Origin of the sequence: Vibrio sp. 10N.261.55.A10 (assembly GCF_041470825.1) — a bacterium.
Classification (GTDB): domain Bacteria; phylum Pseudomonadota; class Gammaproteobacteria; order Enterobacterales; family Vibrionaceae; genus Vibrio; species Vibrio crassostreae_C.
On record NZ_JBFRNC010000046.1, the window covers coordinates 72044 to 96904 of the forward strand.

Here is a 24861-nt window from a genome sequence, read left to right on the forward strand (position 1 = left end):
ATACGAAGAGCTTAAGGGCAGGAATTGGGTGAGAGAAATATGCAGAGGGGAACAGAAGGGCACGACCTTAAATAAAAGACGAAAAGAACGGCCTTGATGAATATCGAAAGAGTGACATTGCTTGAATGATTAGGTAGCTTAAGGCTCATACTATACTTGTCTTTTACCTTATATTTAGGCTGTTTATATGAACTCAAACCCAGACCGTTGGAAGCAACGACTGCAAAACTTAATGAAAGCGCAGCAAAGGCTTGAGAGAGCGTGCTCACAAGATAGCTACAATGAGTTAGAGCTCGCTGGGTTAGTACAAACTTTTGAATTTTCTTTCGAACTGACATGGAAGACCCTTAAAGACTTACTTGAGTTTGAAGGGTTTGATGTGGCTTCGCCGAGGAGCGTTTTTCGTACGGCCTTAGAAGCTAAGCACCTGTCTTCGGAGCAGTGTGAGATTATGCTTGAAGCACTCATAAAACGAAATTTATTGTCCCACACCTATGATGAGGAAAATGTCCTTGAAGCTCAGTCACTGATCTTAGAGTCATTTTCACCAGTGATAGGGCAAGTCACACTCTATTTAAAGCTTAAATGTGATCAAGAGGGTCAATGCGAACAAGAGGTTAAATGTGATCGATAGTTATTTGGTTAAACCAGACTCGGTCGGCCTTAAGCCTCATCAGTATCAGTTGATTGAGGATATTGTTTTGAGTCATGCTTTAGTCATTCATGCCTGGGTATTCGGTTCTAGAGCCCTTGGAACTTATAAAGATAACTCCGACATCGATATTGTTATCGAGGGGCATGAGATTTCGTTAAGTGTCGTCGCAGGCTTGCAAGATCGTTTAGAACAGTCGTCGCTTCCATTCAAGGTTGACTTGCTCGTTAAACATAGAATTACATCGAATGAGCTACTTGCCCATATTGACACTTATGGGATTAAACTAAAGTAACCGAACGTATTATTATCAGCGTAACGGTGATGTTGATTCTTGAACCGATTGTTTACGTTTTGCCAGTTTATCTCGAATCTGAGTACCTGAATTGACTCGGTCATGTTTTTTATCATCAATAGAAAACGATAATAGTTTCATTAGCGCTATAGCTCCATCTCTACGCTTTCGATCTTCATAAGATTCAATCGTATCAGTGGACATTACCATCACCTCTTTGTATGAAATTTTAAATATAGACTATATGTTGTCTGGTGATAATGGCGCTTCTTGATGGCTAAATTTTATATTATTGATCTAGTGAGATAAGGTTTACTTCTTTTTATTTAAGATCGAACGCTCAAAATCTAACAACCACTCTTTGCGATTCATACCGCCGGTGTAGCCGGTTAATGTTCCATTCGCGCCGATGACTCTATGGCAAGGCACAACAATACTAAATGGGTTCTTGCCATTTGCACCACCCACAGCTCTTACTGCTTTTGGGTTGTCCATTCTCTTTGCTTGTTCACCGTAACTGATGGTTTCGCCATAAGGAATGGTTGTTAAAGCCTGCCAAGCTACTTTTTGAAAGTCAGTGCCTTTTATCGCTCTTAATGGCAAATCGAATTCTATTCGATGACCTGCGAAGTACTCATCTAACTGTTTCGCTGCCAGTTGGCAAAGGTCATCTGGATTGCTAATCATTAGCTCTTCGTGATTTATATGGTCAATTTCAATAAGCGACACACCATTGCTAACAATGATCATCTTGCCAATCGGCGCGTCATAAAGCACTTTGTAAGTGGTATCTTCCATGTCATCTTCCTTTTTTTAGTCTTTTTCTGCTCTCAAGCTCTTCGAATCTCGTAACTGCTCTTAAGCTCTTAAATCTTTTCGCATCACGGTTACTCGCATCTCGTATCTGCTCTTATATCTTTTCGCATCCCGTTTACTCGTATCCCGCATCTGCTTTACCCCTTACACGAAGCGCAAACAAGTACCCTGAAATACCGCCGACAATGTTCCCCAAGGCTAAGCCTATAAACAGCCCTTCGACACCATCAATTTGGCTGCCTATCCACGCAAAGGGCAAGGTAAAGACAAACAAACGCATGAAGCTCCATTGAAAGGCTTTGAGTGGTTGATGCATGGCATTCATTCCACTGATCAGCATCATCACAATACCTTGGAATCCATAGCTAAAGGGGACGACCAACAAGTAATGCCACAATATGCCTCGGACGGATTCTTCTTGAGAGAACAGGGCAGCTAAGGGGATGCTCAACGGCACCATCATTAAGAAAATCAAACCTTGGAACATCACAGCAAAACGCATACTGAGAAACAATGCCTTAAAGCTGCGTTGAGAGTTGTTTGCGCCAAAGTTCTGCGCCATGAAAGGCGTAAGGGCTGAAGTCAGAGACATCAACACAATGATAAGAATGGATTCAATACGCTGAGCAGCACCATAAGCAGCAACGGCTTCGGTTCCCTGTTTGGCCAACATCATCATTATGATGGCACCCGCTAATGGATTGAGCGCATTGGACAGTGCCGCAGGAGTGCCGATAGTCAGTATTTGATACCAATCGCTAAGGATGTTTTTGATATTCGGTAAAGCCAGAAGCTTTTCTCGTTTAATCAAGATGTACAGCGAGCAACACAAAGCGCCAAACCAACTGAAACCACTTGCAATTGCAGCACCTTGAATCCCTAGTTCAGGGAAGGGGCCGTATCCAAAAATAAGCAAAGGGTCGAGAACGCCGTTGATTAACCCTGCCAGCATCATGATTTTAGCAGGCGTTTTGGTATCGCCACTGGCACGAATAGCGCTGTTGCCTGCCATTGGGATCACTAATAGGGGAATGGTGATATACCAGATCAGCATGTACTCAGAGATCAGAGGCAGTAACTCCGCTTCGGCACCCAATAAAGTAAATAAGGGGTCGAGTGAGATAATGCCAACAGCGGAAGCGTAGCAGACCAGAAGTAGCGCGAGTAATAATCCATGGCAGGTAAAGCGTGCTGCATTTTGTGCGCTGCCTTGGCCAAGCAATCGACCGATACATGTCGATAAGCCAATACCAATCCCCATGGTGATGCAGTTGATGGCAAAGGTGACTGGAAAGGTAAAGCTCACTGCTGCAAGTGCTTGTGTGCCGAGCAGTGAGATAAAGAAGGTATCGACGAGGTTAAACATCAAGATCGCCACCATACCGAATATGGTCGGTATGGTCATGGTACGCAATGTACTCTCAATTGGGGCAGTTAATAGCCCGTGCTTATCTTGCATGCAAAACGCCGATAGAAACCAAAAGCGTAGGATAAACAGATGCGGGATACGAGTAAACGAAAAGCAGGGAAAGATGAGGGGTGAGAATCTGCACTTTAGCTCACAATTTTTTCGTTCCCCCCTTGGGATCTTTCACATCGCCCCCAACATATTGTTTGACCCACGCTAATCGTGGCAACTATCAAAATTTAAATGGAAATTATCAGGAGATAAGACCGATGAATATCCGTCCTCTACATGACCGAGTTATCGTTGAGCGCCAAGAAGTTGAATCTAAATCTGCTGGTGGCATCGTTCTAACTGGTTCTGCCGCAGAAAAATCGACTCGCGGTATCATTCTAGCTGTTGGCAAAGGCCGCATTCTAGAAAACGGTTCAGTGCAACCGTTGGACGTAAAAGTTGGCGATACCGTTATCTTTGCTGAAGGTTACGGCACGAAAACTGAAAAAATCGACGGCAAAGAAGTTCTGATTATGTCTGAAAACGACATCATGGCGATCGTCGAGTAATCTATTTTTCATTTAACTCTCAGTAAAAGTTATCAGAGCCAGTATTGGATGATTCATATCGTCATTCCAGAAATGAGGAACGAATTATCTGGAATCTAAACAGAGTGCGATTTGAGTAGATTCTGAATCACGTTCGTCCCTCACTGTTCAGAATGACGCGATAACGCTGAGACGCCCCGAAACAAAGAATTTGAAAGGAAATTAAGATGGCTGCTAAAGACGTTAAATTTGGTAATGACGCACGTATTAAAATGCTAGAAGGTGTAAACGTTCTGGCTGACGCAGTAAAAGTAACACTAGGTCCTAAAGGCCGTAACGTTGTTTTAGACAAATCATTTGGCGCACCGACTATCACTAAAGATGGTGTTTCAGTTGCACGTGAAATCGAACTTGAAGACAAGTTCCAAAACATGGGCGCGCAAATGGTTAAAGAAGTGGCTTCGCAAGCGAATGACGCAGCGGGCGACGGTACGACTACAGCAACAGTTCTTGCTCAAGCAATCATCACTGAAGGCTTAAAAGCCGTTGCTGCTGGCATGAATCCAATGGATCTTAAGCGCGGTATCGACAAAGCAGTTATCGCTGCAGTTGAAGAGCTAAAAGGCCTTTCTGTTCCATGCGCAGATACAAAAGCTATCGCGCAAGTAGGTACTATCTCTGCGAACTCTGATTCGACAGTAGGTAACATCATTGCTGAAGCGATGGAAAAAGTAGGTCGTGATGGCGTAATCACGGTTGAAGAAGGTCAGGCTCTACAAGACGAGCTAGACGTAGTTGAAGGTATGCAGTTCGACCGTGGTTACCTATCTCCTTACTTCATCAACAACCAAGAAGCGGGTTCTGTTGATCTAGAAAGCCCATTCATTCTTCTTATCGACAAGAAAGTTTCGAACATCCGTGAACTTCTTCCGACTCTAGAAGCAGTTGCTAAGGCATCTCGTCCACTTCTTATCATCGCTGAAGATGTAGAAGGCGAAGCGCTTGCAACTCTAGTTGTGAACAACATGCGTGGCATCGTTAAAGTGGCTGCTGTTAAAGCGCCTGGTTTCGGTGACCGTCGTAAGTCTATGCTACAAGATATCGCTATCCTAACGGGCGGTACGGTTATCTCTGAAGAGATCGGCCTAGACCTAGAGAAAGTAACGCTAGAAGACCTAGGTCAAGCTAAGCGTGTAACGATCACTAAAGAAAACTCAACCATCATCGATGGCGCAGGCGAAGAAACAATGATCCAAGGTCGCGTTTCTCAAATCCGTCAACAAATCGAAGATGCAACGTCTGACTACGACAAAGAGAAACTTCAAGAGCGCGTAGCTAAGCTAGCTGGCGGTGTTGCAGTAATCAAAGTAGGCGCTGCAACTGAAGTTGAGATGAAAGAGAAGAAAGACCGCGTTGAAGATGCACTTCACGCAACTCGCGCTGCCGTCGAAGAGGGTGTGGTTGCTGGTGGTGGTGTTGCACTTATCCGCGCTGCATCTAAAGTTGCTGGCCTTGAAGGCGACAACGAAGAGCAAAACGTCGGTATCCGTGTTGCACTACGTGCAATGGAAGCGCCTATCCGTCAAATCACTAAGAACGCAGGTGATGAAGAATCTGTTGTTGCTAACAACGTTCGTGCTGGCGAAGGTAACTACGGTTACAACGCGGCGACTGGCGAATACGGCGACATGATTGCAATGGGTATCCTAGATCCAACTAAGGTAACTCGCTCTGCACTTCAGTTCGCAGCGTCAGTTGCTGGTCTTATGATCACAACAGAAGCGATGATCACTGATAAGCCACAAGATTCTGGCCCTGCAATGCCTGATATGGGTGGCATGGGCGGTATGGGTGGCATGGGCGGCATGATGTAATCATCCCCCTTTCTCTATAGCAGAGAAAGTCACACATAAGCTTTAGAAAACGGAGACTTCGGTCTCCGTTTTTTTACTCTTAAGCCTTATTTATTCGCATCCCGTATCTGTATTTCAGCTTCACCATCACTCTTTTTTTCCAAAGCTCCTTGGTCAGCCTGCCTTGTGCGTAAACTGTTGTTCATCAATTTTTTGCAGCATCATGTCACGCTTAAATGGTTTTGGAAGATAATCGTTCATTCCACACTCGAAGCAATGTTTAATATCATCATCGAGCACGGATGCCGTTAAAGCGAGGATATGTGTTGCCTGAAGTTGCAGGTTTTCTTCATAGCGCCTGATTCGCTCTGTTGCCTCAAAGCCATCTACATTCGGCATCATGCAGTCCATCAAGATAAGGCCGATGTCTTGATGATGCTCTTTATATAAATCAATCGCTTCTTGTCCATCATTGGCAACCCAATATTCAATCCCTAACTTATCTAAATTGATACATACCACCTTCTGATTTACGCGGTTATCTTCAACTACGAGGACTTTTTGACGTACAGTCGCTTCTATCGGCTCAGGTTGATGTTGAGGGGGGTGTGGCTGTGACCTTTCAAGCACGGAGTTCAACATGCTACTTAAGCGGGAACCGAGCATAGGAAGAGTCACATAGCCTGAGATAAAATGACACTCACTCATAGGATCACTAAGATTATCTTTCACTATGATGATTTTCACCTCTGGTGCTAAGCGATGCAGTGTTTTGGCTTGGTTAATATCTTCCATCAAAGCGATCTCTGGGAGGTCAGTTGCCGCCAAGTTTGTTTCGATTGATTTTAGTTGTGGTGAGTAACCAAGGCGGAACAAGTCATCGAGTAAAAGTTTCGATGGCGCATCTGAATAATAGACAACGGTTTGTTTACGATTTTTATGTTCAGAATGATCTGATGGCACTACGGCTAATTGGAAATGAAAGCAACTGCCCACGTCTTTCTCTGACTCAACGCTTATCGAGCCTCCCATCATTTCCACCATACGTGACGAAATACTAAGCCCTAATCCGGTCCCCGCAATATTGGAGGTGATGTTGGTATCTTCTTGGCAAAACGCTTTGAAAATGTGCTCTTGTTGGTCTGCTGCGATACCAATACCTGTATCTCGAACAGAAAACTCGACCACACACTCTGTTTCCAATGATGGAAGCCGTTTAGCGGTGAATACGATAGAGCCTTGTTCTGTAAATTTGATCGCATTTGAGGCTAAATTCATCAACACTTGGCGAATCTTATTCCCATCAACATGAATGTACTCTGGGAGCTCGCCATCAATTTCAACTTCCAACTTAATCTGCTTTTGATAAGCTTTAGAAGAAATCAGAGTCACGCTATCAAACAGCAGCTCTCTTAAGTCTGTCGTATGTGGATTAATTTCCAGTTTACCCGATTCAATTTTGGACAGATCGAGAACATCGTTGATCAACATAAGTAAGGTTTGAGAAGAGGTATAGATAGTCCCAAGGCAGTCTTTCTGTTCTGCGGATAGTTTGGTTTCTGCCAGTATTTCTGACATACCAATCACGCCATTAAGCGGTGTCCGTATCTCATGAGACATATTGGCAAGAAAGGCACTTTTTGCACGGTTTGCTTGTCGTGCTTTCTCTTGTGAAACAATCAATTGAGTTTCAAGTTGACTGGCACGCCACACAACATAAAGCAGCACCAGTAACGTCACCCCTCCTAATGCGGCTGTCGATAAGTAGCTGTACGACTTTATCTGCGTCAGGCTCTCTGCGATCTGCTTGGGTGTTTCGGTGAAAAGTAAGTTGAGCTCATCTTCAACATGATAAATACTGCTGGTGAGTTCTCCTTTGAGGCCGCTATCAGAGCTGTACCCGACACTCTTTAACCCTCGCTGCAATCGCCAAAAGTGGCGTTTAAAATTATTAAACGAAGCTAATGCACTGATCGTTCGGGAATTCTGTTCTATTTCATCTTGGATTTTGAACAATGAATCGACAATCTTATCTAATGTTGTCTGATCAAAATCGGTAAAGAACTGATACATGAGATCTTGTGTTTCTAAAGTCAATTCTTCAAGCTGCACATTATTGGATTCATGTACGAAGCGCTCAAGTGTCAACGCTGCATTTTTTAGTTTCTCAATGAGCCCAATTTGGTCCCTCTTGCCATGTATGCTGACTAACTCAAGGGCTAATAATGTAAAGGCGGTGTGGTACTCGTCGAGATACTCGACAACTTTGGCATAATTAAAAGAAATATTGAGGTCGCTTCGTACGATTTTCCCATCGATCTCAGCCAGCTTTTCGATCAGCTGACTTCGCTTTATATTGAGTTGTTCTTGAATCTCTGGTTGCCTTGTGGAAACAAACTGCTGCTCTTGTCGTCTGACAGAGAGCATAACGCTATAAGCTTCAGAAAGACTGAGCTGGAGATTAATCATGTCCTGCTCTTTGTTCTTCAGAGCATGGCTAACATAGATATAGAGGCCTAAAAATAACACGATAGCCAAAAAACCACGCGAAATAATCGCTTTAATGGTCTGTTTATTCGTAGGTTCCTTAACCATGCTATTCCCACTGTTTCATATCGTTCTATTCCTATATTAGAATTTAGTTTATTTTCAGAATTTTACGAACATTAGTTTTTGAATACCTGAGGTCTGTTGAGCTTTTATCAATAAATTTTTTAGGATGACATCGCTTTAGATGCGGCAATAAGTGTGTGGGCTATAAGCTTGTGAAACATGTTGATTTTCTCGCCTAGATTTTTGTTTGGAATAATAAGCGTTAGAGCGGAGGTTTCGGTCTCTGTTTTTTTTGCTTTTCGCATCTCGTTCACTCGAATCCCGCATCTGCTCTTAACCATTGCTCTTAACCATTGCTCTTTATGATTTAGCGGCTTATATTCAACAGTACAGTTATTACATTGATTTAACATGGGTAGCTGTTGAATAAAGGACAATAAATGCTTGATTAAAAATGGATTAATCAAGTGAACAATAAGCCAGTGGAGACTCCCCAATGAAAAAACTACTTTCAGTACTTGCTGTGTCGGCAGCAGTAATGGCACCGGCAGCATTTGCTTCTTCGCCTGTTATGTTTTCAACGATTAACGGTTTCAACGCACCTGATTCAGATGCGGTTGGCGGTGTGCGTTTGGCTCTGCTTCACGGACAAGTAAACGACCTTAAAGGTGTCGATCTTGCCGTTGTTGGTATGTCTGAGACGCAAACGACCACAGGTGTGAACCTGGGTATTTTTGGTGCATCAAAAGTGAACCAAGAAATGACCGGTGCATCTCTAGGTTTCTTCAACTGGAACACGGGTAAAACAACGGGTGTTAACCTTGGTGCTGTGAACATTACTAATGATGTGAAAGGCGCGAACGTGAGTTTCGTCAACTACTCAGAAGGTAACACTATGGTTGATGTTGGCGCTGCGAACCTTTCAGAAGTGTCTACGGTTCAGGTTGGTATCTTCAACAAAACCAACAAAATCGAAGGCGTACAAGTTGGTCTGATCAACTGTGCTGACAACGGTTTCTTCCCGTGCTTCCCGATTGTAAACTTTGCTAAATAACGCTGTCGTTTAGCCTTTGGTTCTCCCATTGGCGAGCAACGTTCAGTTAGTGCATTAGCTTTTAGTTACGCATACGTGATTAAAGACTAAGCCTATCAACGCCTAAACCCTTGTTTGGGCGTTATTACATTCAATTCTACTTCCACGATAAACTTCTCAAATTACCCAATAAGCATGTTGTTTTATATTTGTTGTTGCGATGTTTGAATTTATAGGTACAATGTGCGATAAATCCCTAATGATGATTTATATGCTTTGATTAACCACCATACCGTCGATTTTAAAAAGGCTTTCTTAGGCCTGACCGCCAGTTTTTTAGTAGTTTTGAGCTTGTTGCTCGTTGATTCAGCGGAAGAATCAGATAAACAGTATGGAATGGAAAACCAAGGCGTGACACGCTCTTTAGCGGAGCTCACACAGATCATAAATGCGCTTGAGTACAACATCACTGCGCTTTATCCACTGCATGGGGATACCTACGTATTCTCGCATGACAAAAAGATCGAGGGTGAGACGTGTTACTTCACCAGTGAGGAGCAACATGCCCCTCGTTTTGATTTTATGTTCTCTGGCCCTCGCGAGATGTGCAACCCGGAATCGGACCTTTATACCGAAGCGGGTAAGCGCCTGTTCATCGCGCCGACCATGGCTTATTTTGCCAATACCATTGATACCATCTCTGCGATTTATTTCATTTCAAAAGAGAAATTCATTATCTCTTCGCCTTCTGATTTTGCCAGTTACATTAAGGGCGACACCTTTGATTCGGTTGTTAATAGCAGGCCTTATTGGGTGAACACGATTCGCTTTGGCTTAGCTCAAGGGCAAGACCAAGTGGTGTATACCGGCCAATATGATGACTACCTGACAGGTCAGAAAGTGGTGACCTTAACCAAAGGAATCTACGTTAATGGTGAGTTTAAAGGGGTATTGGGTGTCGATGGTTATGTCTCGAACCTAGTATCGAACCCTACCCATGGCTATAAAGTCACAAGTACTCGAGGCGCAAACAAATACGGTTTTATGGATTTTACGTATTCCAAGCCTCTGTATGTTGATGACATTAACACCCAGCTATATCTGAGTATTGAAGAAGATAAGAGCGAGCACTTTCTGCATGTATTGGAGATGGAGAAGATTCAGCTTTCGATACTGTTGGTTTTGTATCTGCTCTCGGTTTTATGGCTATGGCGCTTCTATACAAGACAAGAGCACCAGCGTTTAAATGAGCTAGCAATGCGCGACCCATTAACGGGCTTGCTGAATCGACGTGGTTTTGAGGCTCGATTACTGGCGCAAGATGAAGAGCCGATTATTGGTGTTGGCGTGTTTGATATCGATGATTTCAAAGTCGTTAATGATCAGCATGGCCATAAAGTGGGGGACGAGGTGATTTGCCATGTTGCTCGGTTGATGCTGAACAGCGTTAGACAGCAAGATATCGTGGCTCGATTTGGTGGCGAAGAGTTTGTTGTCGCGATTACGGGTGAATCGTCTGAGTTGCTTTCATCGATCTTTGAGCGAATTCAAAACGACATTAGCCTACAGAGTTATCGATGCCCTACGGGTGACAAGATTAGTATCTCAGTGTCTGGTGGCGCGACGCTTTACTCTTTGTATAAGTTCGACAGCGTAGGGCACTTGTGGGAAAACCAGAGTATTCGTTCGTCTGATGAGCAGCTCTATAAGGCAAAGGCTGCGGGTAAGAATCAGGTGTGTATTCAGGTGTATTAAGTTCTCCCAAAATAATGCGAAGCCTAGTCGTTTGACTAGGCTTCTTTGTATCATTGGCATTACCACTAAGGCTATCAAGTGCTGCGCTATTTCTTCACGCGACCTTTTCGCATCCACTTTTGGTGAACGCCACGACGTAAGCTTTGGAAGCTGTTTTCCACTTTATCGACACCAAGCAGAATCACTAGCGCCATTAGCGTGATAATGACCGATTGGGAAAGATGCCCTAGTGCGATCATCATACCTAATGCTGCGAGTACCCAGATAATTGCGGCTGAAGTCACGCCATGAATCTTGCCATCCAGTGTCATCATTACACCAGCCCCAAGAAATCCAACACCCGTAATTATCTGACCAAGCACACGAGCTTGATCGAGTGTGTTAGGGGAAAGGCTAATCGCCATCGTAAGGAAGAAATAGGTACCACTGATGATCAGAATCGATGTTCGGATTCCGACGGGTTTACCGCGTGTTTGCCTTTCGATTCCGATTAAAGAACCACACAGCATGCATGCAGCGAGGCCTGCCCAGCTAAAGGGGGCAAGGTTGAGAGTTTGTTCTATAAATTGTGACATATCACCCCTCCTAAAAATTTAGAATAGAGCCGAGTATGCTAATAATAGACCGGACGATCGAACAAAAACTTTTTGTCTTAACGATTGATAAAGATTACTTAAAGTCTAGCAGCCGTCTGTTGTTAAGGTGAAGACAGGTGTCGTGGTCTCCGTCGCTTCTTGGTACTCAAGATAACAGTTATCTGCCTGATTTTTTCGGCTCGAAGGCGCATAAAGAATAATGCCATCGTTCGCGTCAGTGTTGGTAAAGAACCAGTCAGCCCTGCCCGTATCCCAAACCGCATCCAAGAACGTGGATTCGATAAGCATTGACCAAGTTTGATCGTTCATCGCTGCAGGATAACCATAGACCACTGAGATATTGTCACCCTCAACATTAATCGATGCGCTAGCTGCTTTATCTAAGCCCAATGCTGATGTCTTACCATAAAGCATAGCACTTGCGCCCTCCATTCCGCCTTTAAGGCCGTTTAATGTCGAGATACGAGCATCGGTTTGAAGGTTGAGGAACTTAGAAGCTGCAGTGACCGACACAATACCTAGAATCACGATCACCACGACCAGCTCGATGATGGTGAAACCTCTTGAGCTGAACCTAAGCGCTGGTTGAGATGTGGTTGCTGGTGGAGCAACTGAGGTATTGTGTTTCATTGATACAACTTCTCTATTCAATGTGTAGGTCGAGCGGTGTCTTGCTGCTGCGTCCGCCAATCTCACGGGTTAACTTAGGTACTAGGTAGCCAGAAACCTCAGAGATTAATCCTTTAAAGTGATGCTTCGCCTCTTCATCTGAAGTATAGAAGTGCGCTGCGCCCTGAACCTTATCAAGTACATGCATATAGTAAGGTAAAATACCGGCGTCGAATAGCTTTTCGCTTAATTCTTTCAATGAGTTAGCGCTGTTGTTTACGCCTTTAAGCATCACGCCTTGGTTGAGCAGAGTAGCACCACTTAACTTAAGCTTGTGGAAAGCTTGTTTGAGCTCTAAGTTAATTTCGTTGGCATGGTTAATGTGGCTGACCATCACCACATTAAGGCGAGTTTGAGCTAACAATTGGCACAGTTCATCCGTTACTCGAGCGGGAATCACAACCGGTAATCGGCTATGAATTCGAACTGTTTTCACATGTGGAATTTGTGCGATAGCATGAATTAGCCACTCTAGTTCGCTGTCTTTTGCCATCAGTGGATCACCACCTGACAAGATAACTTCGTTGATCTCTGGGTGAGCAGCCACATAGTTTAGGTTGGTTTGCCAAACAGACTTCGAGCCCTTGTTATCTTGGTAAGGGAAGTGACGACGGAAGCAGTAGCGGCAGTTAATCGCACAACCGCCTTTCACAATCATCAGTGCACGGTTTTTGTATTTATGCAGTAGCCCGGGAATGGCGTTGTCTTGCTCTTCCAAAGGATCGGCGGAATAGCCTTGGTGTACCTCAAACTCTTCGCTTAGCGGTAAAATTTGTCGTAGCAATGGATCGTGTGGGTTGCCTTTTTCCATTCGTTCGACAAAGCTAAGAGGTACCCGAAGTGCAAATAACTCACGAGCAGCGAAGCCTGCTTGCCACGGTGTTGGGTCTATTTCCAATGCCTCAAGCAGTTTTGTCGGGTCAGAGATCGCATTCGATAGTTGTTTGAGCCAGTTTTGCTCAACAGATTCGACTTTTCGGGTTATGATATGCGGCATTGAAATTAACTCAAAGATGTGGAAGAGAAAATCATGGCGTCAGTAAGCACCAATGAATTCAAAGGCGGTTTAAAATTCATGATGGATAACGAGCCTTGCTCAATTATCGAAAATGAATACGTTAAGCCAGGTAAAGGCCAAGCGTTTAACCGTGTTAAACTTCGTAAACTGCTGTCAGGCAAAGTGTTAGAGAAAACATTTAAGTCAGGCGATACAGTAGAACTAGCGGACGTTGTAGACGTTGAACTAGGCTACCTATACAGCGATGGCGAATTCTACCACTTCATGAACAACGAAACATTCGAGCAAATCGCTGCTGATGCAAAAGCAGTAGGCGAGATTTCTAAATGGTTAGTTGAAAACGACGTATGTACTCTAACGTTGTGGAATGATAACCCTATCACAGTAACTCCACCAAACTTTGTTGAGATCGCAGTAACAGAAACCGATCCTGGCCTTAAAGGCGACACACAAGGTACTGGCGGTAAGCCTGCAACTCTAGCAACTGGCGCGGTAGTTCGCGTACCTCTATTCATCGCAATCGGTGAAGTTGTTAAAGTTGATACTCGTACTGGCGAATACGTTGGTCGTGTGAAGTAATTGACTTCAAGTATCTGAAAAAGGTCGCTTAGGCGGCCTTTTTTTGTATCCCAAGATCAGATTCGCGTAAACGAGATGCGGGATGCGAGATACGAAGAGCTGGAAGAGCAGATATGTGTGAACGAGATGCGAGATACGAAAAGCAGGAAGATCAGAGCCGAGTCAGAGAGATAAGATATTCAACAAATAACAAAAAAGCAGAGCTGGATAACCTAGCTCTGCTTTTGTTTTCTGCTCTTAAGCTCTTCGATACTCGTTTACCCGAATCTCGAATCTGCCCTTAACTCTTAAATCATAAAGATGAAAATAACAGACAATGCGCTGATTAGGCCTGCAACGAAGTAGCAGCCCACTTTACCTGCAACGCCGACATGGAACTTAAGGTCGTGCATGCCGTGGTGAAGACGGTGCATTGCGTGCCATATTGGCAGTGCTAGCGTACCGATGATGAATAGCGCACCGATAATGCTGGTGGCGAATTCAGACACACGCTCGTAGCTCATTGCGTCCGCATCGATGATGCCCATTGGCACTAAGATACCTAACACTAGAACCGTGATTGGTGTGATCATCGCAAACCAAGTACCGCCAGCCCCAAATAGGCCCCACCAGATTGGTTCATCAGAGCGTTGTGGGTTGTGGTTAACAGGTTTTACTTTGTAATTTGTGTTCATAACGAAAGCTCCTTACACCACAACAAGAACGATTAAAGAAATAAAAGCCACCGCTGCCCACTGGGTCAGTACGATGATTTTTTTATCAACCAATTTGCCTTTAAGACGGATTGGCATTACTTGAGGCATCATGCTGAAGAAGGTTTGAGCGTGCAGCAAGCTGCCTAGCAGTGCCACGATGTTGATACCAACGACGATAGGGTTAGCCATAAAGCTCAACCAACCAGCCCAAGCTTCAGGCCCTTTCACTAGTGCACCCAAACCGAAGGTTAGGAACAGAGTGAATAGAATCAAAGGCAGTACAGTCGCTTCACGTAGCATGTAGAAGCGGTAGAACGGATGGTTGCTCCACCATGTTCTCTTCATCTCACGAACATAAGGCTTACGATTGCTCATATTATGCCTCCTCTGCTGTTTTTACTTGCGATCCGTCTGGCTTGAACATCGAAATAACGAAGTCCATTGAAGACTCAACTTTACCTTGGTTTACTGCAGCCGCTGGGTCTACTTTCTTCGGACATACGTCAGAACAGTAACCTACAAACGTACAGCCCCAAGCGCCATTGTCGCCATTGATAAGCTTCATACGTTCGGCTTTACCATTGTCACGGCTATCTAGGTTGTAGCGGTGAGCAAGAGCAAGTGCCGCAGGGCCGATGAACTCAGGGTTTAGACCAAACTGAGGACATGCTGCGTAACACAAACCACAGTTGATGCAGCCAGCGAACTGCTTGTATTTCGCCATTTGCTCTGGAGTTTGGATGTTCGTGCCGTCTTCTGGCTTACGGTCGTTACCAATGATGTAAGGCTTGATCGCTTCAAGGCGCTCGATGAACGGCGTCATGTCGACAATCAAATCTTTTTCGATTGGGAAGTTAGCTAAAGGCTCAATCTTGAAGCCATTCGGGTAGTCACGTAAGAAGCTCTTACACGCCAGTTTTGGCACGCCATCAACCATGATGCCGCAAGAACCACAAATCGCCATACGACAAGACCAACGGTAAGACAGGTCTTTATCTAGGTTGTCTTTGATGTAACCGATCGCATCAAGTACTGACATGGTTTCATCAAACGGAACTTCAAAGGTTTGAAAGTGAGGTTCTGCATCGTGCTCAGGGTCATAACGCAGGATTTCAATTTTTTGGATTCGATTCGCTGACATTATGCTTGCTCCTCTTCGCTCTTCTTAGCATTCTCTTCTGCTGCTTTTTCAGCGGCAGCGGCTTTCTCTGCAGCTTCACCGTACAGACGAGCTTTAGGTTGAGATTTAGTAATCTTAACGCCGCTGTAGTCGATGGTTGGTGCTGCATCTTCGTTGTAGAAAGATAGAGAGTGTTTCAGGAAGTTTACGTCATCACGTTCTGTGCAGTTGTCGTCTAGACGTTGGTGTGCACCGCGAGACTCTTTACGAAGGATCGCTGAGTGAACCATCGCTTCTGCAACTTCAAGACCGTAACCCACTTCGATAGCGTAAAGTAGGTCAGTGTTGAATACTTTGCCTTTGTCTTTAATGCTGATCTTCTTGTAGCGAGCTTTCAGTTCAGTGAGTTTGTCGATGGTCTTTTGCATCAAGTCTTCTTGACGGTAGATACCACAACCCGCTTCCATGGTGTGACCCATTTCAGTACGGATATCAGCCCAGTTCTCGTCGCCTTCTTGAGCCAAGATGCCTGCGATGCGATCTTCAACCGCTTTCACTTGCTTAGCGATAGACTCTTCGTTCCAGCCTTTGAATTCAGCAGCGCGTTTCACCGCTTCTTCACCAGCAACGCGGCCAAATACTACGAACTCAGCCAGTGAGTTAGAACCTAGGCGGTTTGCACCGTGTAGGCCAACTGAAGCACATTCACCAACGGCGAATAGGCCTTTAATACGAGTTTCACAGGTACCGTTAGTTTCAATACCACCCATGGTGTAGTGAACGGTTGGACGAATTGGGATCGGCTCTTTTGCTGGGTCTACGTTTACGTACGCTTTTGCAAGCTCACAGATGAACGGTAGACGCTCTTGCAGGTACTCTTCACCAAGGTGGCGAAGGTCAAGGTGCACGACATCACCAAGTGGGTGCTTGATGGTGTTGCCTTTCTGCTGTTCGTGCCAGAATGCTTGAGAAACTTTGTCACGTGGACCCAGTTCCATGTATTTGTTTTTCGGCTCGCCCACTGGAGTTTCAGGGCCCATGCCGTAATCTTGCAGGTAACGGTAGCCGTTCTTGTTGACGATGATACCGCCTTCACCACGACAACCTTCGGTCATCAAGATGCCAGTGCCCGGTAGGCCTGTTGGGTGGTATTGAACGAACTCCATATCACGCAGTGGTACACCGTGGCGATAAGCCATTGCCATACCGTCGCCAGTTACGATGCCGCCGTTGGTATTACAGTGGTAAACACGACCTGCGCCGCCGGTTGCTAGAACAACAGATTTTGCTTTGATGGTAACAAGCTCACCTTCAGACATGTGAATCGCGATTAGGCCTTGTACTTCGCCATCTTCAACGCCGCTCTGGTTTTCTACGAGAAGGTCCACCACAAAGTACTCATCAAATCGTTTGATTGTGTCGTACTTCATCGAAGTCTGGAACAGAGTATGAAGCATGTGGAAGCCGGTTTTATCCGCTGCGAACCACGTTCTCTCTACCTTCATACCGCCGAATCGGCGTACGTTTACTTCACCGTTTTCTTTACGACTCCATGGGCAGCCCCATTGTTCCATTTGGATCATTTCGCGAGTCGAGTTTTCAACAAAGTATTCAACAACATCCTGTTCACATAGCCAGTCGCCACCGCCAACAGTATCGTTGAAGTGGTTATCTAGGCTATCTTCGTCTTTAATTACCGCTGCTGAACCGCCTTCTGCCGCTACCGTGTGCGAACGCATTGGGTAAACTTTAGAAATCAGTGCTACTTCCAGTTCAGGATTAGCTTCAGCCGCAGCAATAGCTGTACGAAGACCAGCGCCGCCTGCGCCGATGACTGCGATATCTGTGGTAATTGTCTTCACAGTTATTCTCCAGTGTGATGCGGAGTATTCCGCTTGTTATTATAAAAAGCCTATTTAGGAGGTTCTAAATTGTAGGAACCATTTAGCACCCCTAAGCCTTAAGTGGTAGGTTCAGTGTAAGAGAGGAAGGTATTCGAAAAGTTGATGCATTTGGGTTTTTAGGTCGGTAATGCATATGGAGGCATAGAAATTATAGGTTATGTGACTGCAATCACGGCAATGAATCGTTGATAACGATTAACCCACAGGACGGGTGTTAACGGCTTGTTGAGTATGATTTTTGTTATCAATGTTGATGTGAAATCTGTATTGATAATTGTATTGTAGAACGTAATTTTCTGGCTTCATTAAAACAACATTTTGCTTTCACGAATAGAAAGATAGAAGCTTACAAAAGCGATGAAAGGTGGTAATTTTCGTCGCCTAGAATTCAGTAATATGGAACTCAATAATGCACTCTACATGGCAACCGGCCGCAACCATTAAACAGTTAAAGCAACGTGCTGATATCCTTAATCAAATTCGTCAGTTCTTTGCTGAGCGAAACGTGATGGAAGTGGATACGCCTGCGATGAGCCACGCCACGGTGACGGACGTGCATTTGCATACTTTCAAAACTGAATTCGTAGGGCCGGGTTATGCGCACGGTCAGCCTCTGTTCTTTATGACTAGCCCTGAGTTTCATATGAAACGTCTATTAGCGGCGGGCAGTGGCTGTATTTACCAAATTTGTAAGTCTTTCCGTAACGAAGAAAATGGCCGTTACCACAACCCTGAGTTCACCATGTTGGAGTGGTATCGCGTTGGCTTTGATCATCATGACCTGATGGATGAAATGGATTTGCTGTTACAGCAGGTACTTAAATCGGGCTCAGCAGAGCGAATGACTTACCAACAAGCCTTTATTGACGTGTTAGGTGTGTGTCCACTGGAAGATTCGATGGATACGCTAAAGCAAGCTGCGGCGAAACTTGGGCTCAGCGACATTGCAGAACCAGAAGAAGACCGCGACACCTTGCTGCAGCTGCTGTTTAGTATTGGGGTTGAAGCTAAGATAGGGCAACAAGTGCCTGCGTTTGTTTATGACTTCCCAGCATCACAAGCGGCGTTAGCCAAGATTAACCCGAATGATCCACGAGTGGCGGATCGCTTTGAGGTGTATTTCAAAGGGATTGAATTGGCAAACGGCTTCCATGAGCTGGATAAACCACAAGAGCAGCTCAAGCGCTTTGAAGATGACAATGCCAAACGCATTGAGATGGGCTTATCGCCTCAACCGATTGACCATCATTTGATTGAGGCGTTAAAAGCGGGCTTACCAGACTGTGCGGGTGTTGCGTTAGGTATCGACCGTCTGATCATGCTGGCGTTAGGTTATGACCACATCGATGACGTGACCGCTTTTCCGTTCCCGCGCTCTTAGCTCTCTGTTCAGTTAGTCTTACTTACTGTTTGACTAACTGACTTGAATCCCAGTACCACTATCTTACTAGAATACCTGTACCCAATACGGCAACAATAGCCCCGATCCAAGCGTAGGCGTTCGGTCTCTGCTTGGTGTACAGCCAGAGTATCGGTAACAACATGATTGGCGTGGTTGAAGATAACAGAGCGACCATGCCGACATTACCTTCCTGCAGCGCATACAAAATCAGCGTCATTCCCACCGCCATCGCTAAAAACCCGTTAACTGCGGTAATCGCAAATATTTGACCATTCATTGGGTTGATTGCGCGTGAGAGCTTGGCGCCCGTTAAGCGAAATACGGAATGGGCAACAAAAGCGGTGATCATACGAATCGCTGAAGCGGCAACAGGGTCTATGCTGGTTTGCATCACGGGTTTTGCAATAATACCGCCCAAGGCTTGGCAAATAGCGGCAGTGATTCCGAGAGCTACACCAATCCACACGGTGCCCTTGATGGTTTCGAGTTGGTTGTTGGCTTGTCCTCGACGACCAAAGAATATCGCGGTTAAAACGCCGCTAAACACCAAAGCCGAGCCAATCAGCTCCACCGAAGTCATGCTTTCGCTAAATAGGAAGTAACCAAGAATTGCCGAGAACACGGCGTGACAAGAGAACAGCAAACCTGCTTGGCGCGGTCCCATTCTGTTCAAACAAGCAAATAGGGCGGTATCACCAATGAAGATGCCAATTAGCCCAGACAGCATCATCGGCGTGACTAGGTCTGCTTCGACCGTTGACCAGCCACCAGTAAACCAAGCCATGCTCGATAAGATGATAGCAGTGCAACCCATGCGCCAACGGCTATAGGCGAAAGAACCTAAGTGTTGAGCAGGCTTTACTGACATCAGGCTCGCGATGGCCCAAAGAAAAGCGGCAGCAAGAGCCAACCATTCGAATCCCATTGAAGTGTACGTCCGTGTCAAAATGTAGAAGTGGGGGATTCAATATGCACTAAACCTTCCAGATAGCAAAGACGTGATTACTATCTGGAAGGGCATTAGTAGGGATTAACGTGCTAGGTGATGATAAACAGGGCGAGGTAAACCATCAGCAAGCCCACAATACCTAAGATGATGCCCATCTTCGCCATGTCTTTGCTTTCGATAAGCCCGGTCGAGTAGGCCAGTGAGTTTGGTGGTGTCGATACTGGCAGAATCATGCCAAGTGACGCAGAGAAGGCGACCACAACCAGCAAGCCCTGTAGACCACCAATCGCAACTAGGCTTTCCATGGAAGCACCAATTGCAGCGGCTATCGGCATCAGCAAGTTGGCCGTCGCAGTGTTTGACATGAAGTTCGCCATTAACCAACACACAATAGATAATGTCAGTACCACAGCTGCAGGTGACAGCGATTCATAGTCAATTGCGTGTGCGAGTGCAGCGGCTAAGCCTGTTTTATCTAAGCCAATACCAATCGCAATACCACCTGCGACCAGCCACAACACATCCCAGTTAATCAGCTTGAGCTCTTCTTTACCCATGATGCCAGTGAGCGTAAACACAGCCAGTGGAATGATAGACACGACATAGGTGTTCATGCCGTGCAGTTTGGTGGTCATCCACAATAAGATTGTCGCAGCGAAGGTGATGTAAACCACAATCGCTCGCCAGCTCTTTCTAAATTGTCCATCGAGCTTGAGCACCATGTTTCTTTCTTTAGAAGGGAAGAGTTTTTGTAGAAGAAACCAAGCGATGGTGAGTTGGATGATCACAAAGGGTAAGCCCATCATCATCCAGCTGAGGAAGTCGATGGTATTTTCACCCGTTAGGTATTGCAGCGCGATGGCATTGGGCGGTGTACCGATTGGGGTTGCGATACCGCCAGTATTGGCAGCAATTGGAATACACAACACGAGCGCTTTGATACCCATATCGCCTTTTGGTGCAGATGCCACGATAGGGCCGAGCAGCGCAAGCATCATTACCGTCGTTGCGGTATTTGACATGAACATTGAGAACACGGCGGTGATCAGCATTAAGCCGAGCATAATGAAGCGCGGTTCTGTACCAAATGGTTTAAGTAGCACTCGAGCTAGGTTGTTATCGAGTTCGTACTTGGATGCGGATATCGCAAGAGCAAAGCCACCCATGAAAAGGATGATGATTGGTGATGAAAATGCACCGAAGATGTCGGTATATTTGATTAACTCACCGAGATCGTGCCCCGCTGGTGGATTTCTAAACAGGTGTAAACCTTTGTCAGATATCATCACCAGTTCAAGCGCAATGATCAAAATGGAAGTGGCGAATACCGGAACAGGTTCAAGCACCCACAGCAGGGCTGCTAATAAGAATATCGCCAACAGGCGGTGTTGAATCAGCGTGAGATCATCGATTGGTATTGAATCTATCGGCATGAATAACACGCCTAAGGGAATCGCAAAACAAATCAACAGCTTGACCAGAACGCCAACATTGAGTTTAGGCATGTACAAAGACCCTATAAATAAAATATCTTCAAATAGAGTAAGTTATCTGGATTTCTGGTACTTGGAGACGGGTTGGAAAATCAAAAAGTTGTTTAAGGTTTCGACAGTTGTTTTGTTTTTGGTCAATCTTTTATCTGGGCAATTAGAGACAAGAGTGAGAAGCAGCAGGTGGCTGGGCAGGGTTTGAAAGATTGAGTTGTTAGAGCTTGAGTAGCAAATGAATCGGTAGAGTTAAGAAAAAGGCGCGTTCTTCTCTGAAATAGAAAAAGTAACGCGCCTTGAAAGCTTAAATGAGTTAACTCAAATTGTTAAGCTTGGTCAGTGTTCTCAGCAGAATCGGTAACAACATCGTCATTTGCTTGCGCTTCTTTGCCAGCAATGTGCGCGAAAGGTGTACCAAGAACCGTTTTCTCGCCATTTTGCATAGTGTCGTCAAACTTGATCGCATCTTTAGCGAACAGGTTGATAACGGTTGAACCAAGCTTAAAGCGGCCCATCTCTTCGCCTTTCTTCAAGATGATTGCTTTGTCACCTTGTGCAGGGTAATCCCATTTGTAAACCGAGTTACCACGAGGTGGGGTGATGGTACCTGCCCATACTTGCTCGATGCTACCTACGATCGTTGCGCCAACCAGCACTTGTGCCATTGGGCCAAATTCCGTATCGAAGATACAAACGACACGCTCATTACGTGCGAATAGGTTTGGAACGTTTTCTGCCGTTAACGGGTTAACTGAGAAAAGGTCACCTGGAACGTAGATCATCTGGCGCAGTGTGCCGTCGCATGGCATGTGCACGCGGTGGTAATCACTTGGAGACAGGTAAAGCGTTGCGAATTCACCGTCTTTAAATTCATCCGCTAGCGCAGCATCACCACCCAATAGCTCGCGAGCTGAGTAGTTATGGCCTTTCGCTTGAATCAGTTGACCGTCAGTAATTGGGCCAAATTGGCTCACACGTGCATCTGCAGGGTGAACAATAACAGATTCACCTTCGGCGATAGGGCGCATGCCTTCTTTCAATTCACGCACGAAGAATTCATTGAATGTTTTAAAGTGTTTTGGATCGCTATGCAGAGCTTCATCCATGTTCACTTTGTATTGCTTGATGAACCAGTTGATGATCGCTGTCGTTAAGCCGCCCGCTTTAGCAGACGCAAGTTTGCCGACTAGGCGAGTTAATCCATGTTGTGGAATCCAGTACTGCAATCCAACTTTAATCTTATCCATTGTATTAATTTTCCAATGCTAATTGTTTTTCAATTAAATCTGTCGATGACGGTTTAGGGCGCGAGATGTTACTTAAATTCGCGCCAATTGTCAGTAAATGCACACATTTGTTCACAAAAACGCGATTAGAGATCGGCTTTTTTGTTGCGTGAATACTGACGGTTATCTTTGTTACTCGCCATGCTTTCAATGATGCGGTGGTAGTTGTCGAAACGTAATCGACTGATCTTTCCGTTTTCTACCGCTTCGCGCAGGATGCAGCCTGGGTCATCAATGTGTTTACAGTCACGGAACTTACAACCGCCAAGGTAAGGCTTGAACTCGATAAAGGCTTCAGTGATTTCGTCGGCCTCTAGGTGCCATAGGCCGAATTCACGCACTCCTGGTGAATCAATCAGATCACCACCAGAAGGGAAGTGGTATAAACGAGCTGCCGTGGTTGTGTGCTGACCAAGACCTGAGTTCTCAGAGACTTCGCCTTCTTCAATGTCTAGCGTTGGCATTAATGCATTCACTAGGCTTGATTTACCCACACCCGATTGACCAACAAAGATGTTGATACGGTCTTTGAGTTCAGCTTCCAGCTCTTTGATGCCGTAGCCAGACTCTTTACTCACGAACATCACTTTGTAGCCGATCTTTTCGTACTCTTTAAGTGTTTCACGATATTCAGCAATCTGCTCATCAGTCAGTAGGTCGACCTTATTTAGCACAACAAGTGGTGCGATGTTCACTGTTTCTGAAGCAATTAGGTAACGGTCGATAATATTAAGTGATAGCTCTGGTAGCACAGCCGATACGATAACCATTTGGTCGACGTTCGCAGCAACCGGCTTTAGGCCATCGTAGTAATCAGGGCGAGTCAGCATTGAAGTTCTCGGTTCAACCGCTTCCACAACGCCAGAAATGCCGGCCATGGATTCTAAGCCTGCACGCCAAGTCACTCGGTCACCAGAAACTAAAGTCTCGATACTACGGCGTAAGTTACAACGATGAACTTCGTTAGTTTCAAGATCTTCGATATCAGCATGTTGGCCAAAGCGCGTAATCACGAGTCCGCTTTTGGTTCCGCCAAGCATGTTCTCATCCCATTGGATAGAATCTTCTTTCTTGAGTCGCTTGTTCTGGTTGCTACGTACACGACGTACTTGACCTTTGGTTAACTTCTTTTTTTTAGCCACAATTTTTCACTTAACACATCTAACTTGATGATTGGGGACTCAAACAGGGTGTTGCTGGTACCACGTGATTTCGATGGTCCTAAAGCTAGTTTGAGTATAGTTATTTGGGTATAGTACCTCTTTTACACATAAACAAATAGGCGACGCCTTATGTCCTTTAGCGATCAGAACCTTATTTGGGTTGATCTAGAGATGACAGGACTTGATCCTGAAACTCATAAAATCATTGAAATTGCTACTATCGTTACTGATAGTGAGCTTAACATCCTGGCTGAAGGGCCTGTTTTGGCTATTCACCAACCCCAGAGTGAATTAGACAAGATGGACGAGTGGTGCACAACGACGCACACTGGCAGCGGCCTTGTGAAGCGAATTCAAGAAAGCACGGTTTCAGAGCAAGATGCCATCCAACAAACGATTGAGTTTCTTGAAAAATGGGTACCAAAAGGTAAGTCGCCGATTTGTGGCAACAGCATTGGTCAAGACCGTCGTTTCCTATACAAGCACATGCCAGAGTTAGAAGAGTACTTCCACTACCGCTATGTCGACGTAAGCACGCTTAAAGAGCTGACTCGTCGTTGGAAACCTGAAGTGTTAGATGGTTTTTCTAAGTCGGGAAGTCACCTTGCGTTAGACGATATTCGAGAGTCGATCGCCGAGCTGCAGTACTACCGAAAAACGATTATTAACATCTAGTCGAATAAAAGGATCACGTTTATCTAACTTTTCAGGGACATAAGAGCCGTTTTTTTTGCAAATCTGTGTGCTTTTACAGCAGTTGAGTAAAAACTTTCGTAATTTTGCATTAAGGACTTGCATCACAAAAAAATGCTCTTATAATTCGCAGCCCTGAACGGCGAAAGACGTTTTCAGATTGCGATACTAGCTCAGTTGGTAGAGCGCAACCTTGCCAAGGTTGAGGTCATCGGTTCGAACCCGATGTATCGCTCCAATTTGTAGGTTACGGCGAAAGCGGTAATCGAAAGGTGAAAGACCTTTTATAATGCGATACTAGCTCAGTTGGTAGAGCGCAACCTTGCCAAGGTTGAGGTCATCGGTTCGAACCCGATGTATCGCTCCAATTTAAGCCTCATTGTCTTAAACAATGCA

The 24861-nt window shown here is 45.2% G+C and carries 24 protein-coding genes and 2 tRNA genes; 11 read left to right on the plus strand and 15 right to left on the minus strand.

Going from position 1 to position 24861, the window contains the following annotated elements; all coding sequences use genetic code 11:
• Positions 1–187 precede the first annotated feature (187 nt).
• Positions 188–634 carry an HI0074 family nucleotidyltransferase substrate-binding subunit gene (locus tag AB4274_RS14985; RefSeq protein ID WP_017093683.1) on the plus strand — a complete coding sequence of 149 codons (447 nt, stop codon included), beginning with the start codon at positions 188–190 and terminating at the stop codon, positions 632–634.
• On the plus strand, positions 624–947 hold the full coding sequence (locus AB4274_RS14990; RefSeq protein WP_372112503.1) for a nucleotidyltransferase family protein: 324 nt from the start codon (positions 624–626) through the stop codon (positions 945–947). Before AB4274_RS14985 ends, AB4274_RS14990 begins: the two co-directional genes overlap by 11 nt.
• Before the next feature lie 15 nt (positions 948–962).
• Here AB4274_RS14990 and AB4274_RS14995 read toward each other — a convergent pair whose 3' ends face one another.
• The 3 genes from AB4274_RS14995 to AB4274_RS15005 form a co-directional block, all read right to left on the minus strand.
• On the minus strand, positions 963–1088 hold the full coding sequence (locus AB4274_RS14995) for a hypothetical protein (RefSeq protein WP_260302023.1): 126 nt from the start codon (positions 1086–1088) through the stop codon (positions 963–965).
• Positions 1089–1259: 171 nt separating this feature from the next.
• On the minus strand, positions 1260–1745 hold the full coding sequence (locus AB4274_RS15000; RefSeq protein WP_372112506.1) for a methylated-DNA--[protein]-cysteine S-methyltransferase: 486 nt from the start codon (positions 1743–1745) through the stop codon (positions 1260–1262).
• Between the two features lie 133 nt (positions 1746–1878).
• On the minus strand, positions 1879–3222 hold the full coding sequence (locus AB4274_RS15005) for an MATE family efflux transporter (RefSeq protein ID WP_372112508.1): 1344 nt from the start codon (positions 3220–3222) through the stop codon (positions 1879–1881).
• Between the two features lie 218 nt (positions 3223–3440).
• On the opposite strand from AB4274_RS15005, the gene AB4274_RS15010 reads away from it, so the two are divergent.
• Together AB4274_RS15010 and groL are read left to right on the plus strand one after the other, a co-directional pair.
• A complete protein-coding gene (locus AB4274_RS15010; protein WP_010433998.1) occupies positions 3441–3731 on the plus strand; it encodes a co-chaperone GroES in 291 nt (96 codons plus the stop codon).
• Between the two features lie 206 nt (positions 3732–3937).
• Entirely contained in the window at positions 3938–5584 is a 1647-nt protein-coding gene (gene groL / locus AB4274_RS15015) for a chaperonin GroEL (protein WP_017061290.1), read from the plus strand.
• A gap of 153 nt (positions 5585–5737) precedes the next feature.
• Here the strand turns inward: groL and AB4274_RS15020 are convergent, their stop codons facing one another.
• The gene (locus tag AB4274_RS15020; protein WP_372112527.1) at positions 5738–8092 is read right to left on the minus strand and encodes an ATP-binding protein; all 2355 of its coding nucleotides are present in this window, start codon (positions 8090–8092) and stop codon (positions 5738–5740) included.
• Positions 8093–8612: 520 nt separating this feature from the next.
• Between AB4274_RS15020 and AB4274_RS15025 the strand changes: the two genes are divergently transcribed.
• Entirely contained in the window at positions 8613–9170 is a 558-nt protein-coding gene (locus AB4274_RS15025; protein ID WP_017068001.1) for a VC2662 family protein, read from the plus strand.
• 255 nt (positions 9171–9425) lie between these two features.
• A complete protein-coding gene (locus AB4274_RS15030) occupies positions 9426–10904 on the plus strand; it encodes a diguanylate cyclase (RefSeq protein WP_017063163.1) in 1479 nt (492 codons plus the stop codon).
• An 86-nt stretch (positions 10905–10990) separates the two neighbouring features.
• On the opposite strand, the gene AB4274_RS15035 is transcribed toward AB4274_RS15030, so the two are convergent.
• The 3 genes from AB4274_RS15035 to epmB all read right to left on the minus strand — a co-directional run bounded on the left by AB4274_RS15035 (position 10991) and on the right by epmB (position 13166).
• A complete protein-coding gene (locus tag AB4274_RS15035; RefSeq protein WP_004733333.1) occupies positions 10991–11479 on the minus strand; it encodes an MgtC/SapB family protein in 489 nt (162 codons plus the stop codon).
• A gap of 105 nt (positions 11480–11584) precedes the next feature.
• The gene (locus AB4274_RS15040) at positions 11585–12130 is read right to left on the minus strand and encodes a prepilin-type N-terminal cleavage/methylation domain-containing protein (RefSeq protein ID WP_372112510.1); all 546 of its coding nucleotides are present in this window, start codon (positions 12128–12130) and stop codon (positions 11585–11587) included.
• Between the two features lie 13 nt (positions 12131–12143).
• Positions 12144–13166: an EF-P beta-lysylation protein EpmB gene (gene epmB, locus AB4274_RS15045; RefSeq protein ID WP_372112512.1), complete on the minus strand. Its 1023-nt coding sequence runs from the start codon at positions 13164–13166 to the stop codon at positions 12144–12146.
• A gap of 33 nt (positions 13167–13199) precedes the next feature.
• Here epmB and efp point away from each other — a divergent pair, with 33 nt between their 5' ends.
• Positions 13200–13766 carry an elongation factor P gene (gene efp, locus AB4274_RS15050; RefSeq protein WP_372112514.1) on the plus strand — a complete coding sequence of 189 codons (567 nt, stop codon included), beginning with the start codon at positions 13200–13202 and terminating at the stop codon, positions 13764–13766.
• Between the two features lie 287 nt (positions 13767–14053).
• Here efp and frdD read toward each other — a convergent pair whose 3' ends face one another.
• Genes frdD through frdA form a run of 4 tightly spaced genes read right to left on the minus strand, consistent with a single transcriptional unit; the run spans position 14054 to position 17443 of the window.
• Positions 14054–14440, minus strand: coding sequence for a fumarate reductase subunit FrdD (gene frdD / locus AB4274_RS15055; protein WP_372112516.1), 387 nt, complete (start codon positions 14438–14440; stop codon positions 14054–14056).
• 12 nt (positions 14441–14452) lie between these two features.
• Entirely contained in the window at positions 14453–14836 is a 384-nt protein-coding gene (frdC, locus tag AB4274_RS15060; protein WP_017061300.1) for a fumarate reductase subunit FrdC, read from the minus strand.
• Position 14837: 1 nt separating this feature from the next.
• Entirely contained in the window at positions 14838–15602 is a 765-nt protein-coding gene (locus AB4274_RS15065) for a succinate dehydrogenase/fumarate reductase iron-sulfur subunit (protein ID WP_009847917.1), read from the minus strand.
• Positions 15602–17443 carry a fumarate reductase (quinol) flavoprotein subunit gene (gene frdA / locus AB4274_RS15070; RefSeq protein ID WP_102332660.1) on the minus strand — a complete coding sequence of 614 codons (1842 nt, stop codon included), beginning with the start codon at positions 17441–17443 and terminating at the stop codon, positions 15602–15604. Before frdA ends, AB4274_RS15065 begins: the two co-directional genes overlap by 1 nt.
• Positions 17444–17894: 451 nt before the next feature.
• On the opposite strand from frdA, the gene epmA reads away from it, so the two are divergent.
• Positions 17895–18866 (plus strand): elongation factor P--(R)-beta-lysine ligase, encoded by a 972-nt coding sequence (gene epmA, locus AB4274_RS15075; RefSeq protein ID WP_372112518.1) that lies wholly within the window; start codon positions 17895–17897, stop codon positions 18864–18866.
• 58 nt (positions 18867–18924) lie between these two features.
• On the opposite strand, the gene AB4274_RS15080 is transcribed toward epmA, so the two are convergent.
• From AB4274_RS15080 to rsgA, 4 genes are all read right to left on the minus strand, one after another.
• Positions 18925–19812: a DMT family transporter gene (locus AB4274_RS15080; RefSeq protein ID WP_372112520.1), complete on the minus strand. Its 888-nt coding sequence runs from the start codon at positions 19810–19812 to the stop codon at positions 18925–18927.
• 113 nt (positions 19813–19925) lie between these two features.
• Positions 19926–21341 carry a DASS family sodium-coupled anion symporter gene (locus tag AB4274_RS15085; RefSeq protein WP_017061303.1) on the minus strand — a complete coding sequence of 472 codons (1416 nt, stop codon included), beginning with the start codon at positions 21339–21341 and terminating at the stop codon, positions 19926–19928.
• A gap of 308 nt (positions 21342–21649) precedes the next feature.
• Positions 21650–22570: an archaetidylserine decarboxylase gene (asd, locus tag AB4274_RS15090; protein WP_017063172.1), complete on the minus strand. Its 921-nt coding sequence runs from the start codon at positions 22568–22570 to the stop codon at positions 21650–21652.
• Positions 22571–22695: 125 nt separating this feature from the next.
• Positions 22696–23751 carry a small ribosomal subunit biogenesis GTPase RsgA gene (rsgA, locus tag AB4274_RS15095; protein ID WP_017061306.1) on the minus strand — a complete coding sequence of 352 codons (1056 nt, stop codon included), beginning with the start codon at positions 23749–23751 and terminating at the stop codon, positions 22696–22698.
• Between the two features lie 150 nt (positions 23752–23901).
• Between rsgA and orn the strand changes: the two genes are divergently transcribed.
• The 3 genes from orn to AB4274_RS15110 all read left to right on the plus strand — a co-directional run bounded on the left by orn (position 23902) and on the right by AB4274_RS15110 (position 24832).
• Positions 23902–24447 carry an oligoribonuclease gene (orn, locus tag AB4274_RS15100; RefSeq protein ID WP_010434065.1) on the plus strand — a complete coding sequence of 182 codons (546 nt, stop codon included), beginning with the start codon at positions 23902–23904 and terminating at the stop codon, positions 24445–24447.
• Positions 24448–24627: 180 nt separating this feature from the next.
• A tRNA-Gly gene (locus AB4274_RS15105) sits at positions 24628–24703 on the plus strand.
• Positions 24704–24756: 53 nt separating this feature from the next.
• Positions 24757–24832 (plus strand) — tRNA-Gly (locus AB4274_RS15110).
• Positions 24833–24861: the final 29 nt, after the last annotated feature.

Excerpts from the sequence above, each read along its gene's own strand:
- groL (WP_017061290.1), top strand. The coding sequence starts at position 3,938 with ATGGCTGCTAAAGACGTTAAATTTGGTAATGACGCACGTATTAAAATG.
- AB4274_RS15010 (WP_010433998.1), top strand. The coding sequence starts at position 3,441 with ATGAATATCCGTCCTCTACATGACCGAGTTATCGTTGAGCGCCAAGAA.
- AB4274_RS15040 (WP_372112510.1), bottom strand. The coding sequence starts at position 12,130 with ATGAAACACAATACCTCAGTTGCTCCACCAGCAACCACATCTCAACCA.
- orn (WP_010434065.1), top strand. The coding sequence starts at position 23,902 with ATGTCCTTTAGCGATCAGAACCTTATTTGGGTTGATCTAGAGATGACA.
- AB4274_RS15085 (WP_017061303.1), bottom strand. The coding sequence starts at position 21,341 with ATGCCTAAACTCAATGTTGGCGTTCTGGTCAAGCTGTTGATTTGTTTT.
- AB4274_RS15000 (WP_372112506.1), bottom strand. The coding sequence starts at position 1,745 with ATGGAAGATACCACTTACAAAGTGCTTTATGACGCGCCGATTGGCAAG.
- AB4274_RS15080 (WP_372112520.1), bottom strand. The coding sequence starts at position 19,812 with ATGGGATTCGAATGGTTGGCTCTTGCTGCCGCTTTTCTTTGGGCCATC.
- efp (WP_372112514.1), top strand. The coding sequence starts at position 13,200 with ATGGCGTCAGTAAGCACCAATGAATTCAAAGGCGGTTTAAAATTCATG.
- AB4274_RS15025 (WP_017068001.1), top strand. The coding sequence starts at position 8,613 with ATGAAAAAACTACTTTCAGTACTTGCTGTGTCGGCAGCAGTAATGGCA.
- frdD (WP_372112516.1), bottom strand. The coding sequence starts at position 14,440 with ATGAACACAAATTACAAAGTAAAACCTGTTAACCACAACCCACAACGC.
- AB4274_RS15065 (WP_009847917.1), bottom strand. The coding sequence starts at position 15,602 with ATGTCAGCGAATCGAATCCAAAAAATTGAAATCCTGCGTTATGACCCT.
- epmA (WP_372112518.1), top strand. The coding sequence starts at position 17,895 with ATGCACTCTACATGGCAACCGGCCGCAACCATTAAACAGTTAAAGCAA.
- AB4274_RS14985 (WP_017093683.1), top strand. The coding sequence starts at position 188 with ATGAACTCAAACCCAGACCGTTGGAAGCAACGACTGCAAAACTTAATG.
- AB4274_RS15005 (WP_372112508.1), bottom strand. The coding sequence starts at position 3,222 with ATGCAAGATAAGCACGGGCTATTAACTGCCCCAATTGAGAGTACATTG.
- AB4274_RS14995 (WP_260302023.1), bottom strand. The coding sequence starts at position 1,088 with ATGAAACTATTATCGTTTTCTATTGATGATAAAAAACATGACCGAGTC.
- AB4274_RS15035 (WP_004733333.1), bottom strand. The coding sequence starts at position 11,479 with ATGTCACAATTTATAGAACAAACTCTCAACCTTGCCCCCTTTAGCTGG.
- epmB (WP_372112512.1), bottom strand. The coding sequence starts at position 13,166 with ATGCCGCATATCATAACCCGAAAAGTCGAATCTGTTGAGCAAAACTGG.
- asd (WP_017063172.1), bottom strand. The coding sequence starts at position 22,570 with ATGGATAAGATTAAAGTTGGATTGCAGTACTGGATTCCACAACATGGA.
- frdC (WP_017061300.1), bottom strand. The coding sequence starts at position 14,836 with ATGAGCAATCGTAAGCCTTATGTTCGTGAGATGAAGAGAACATGGTGG.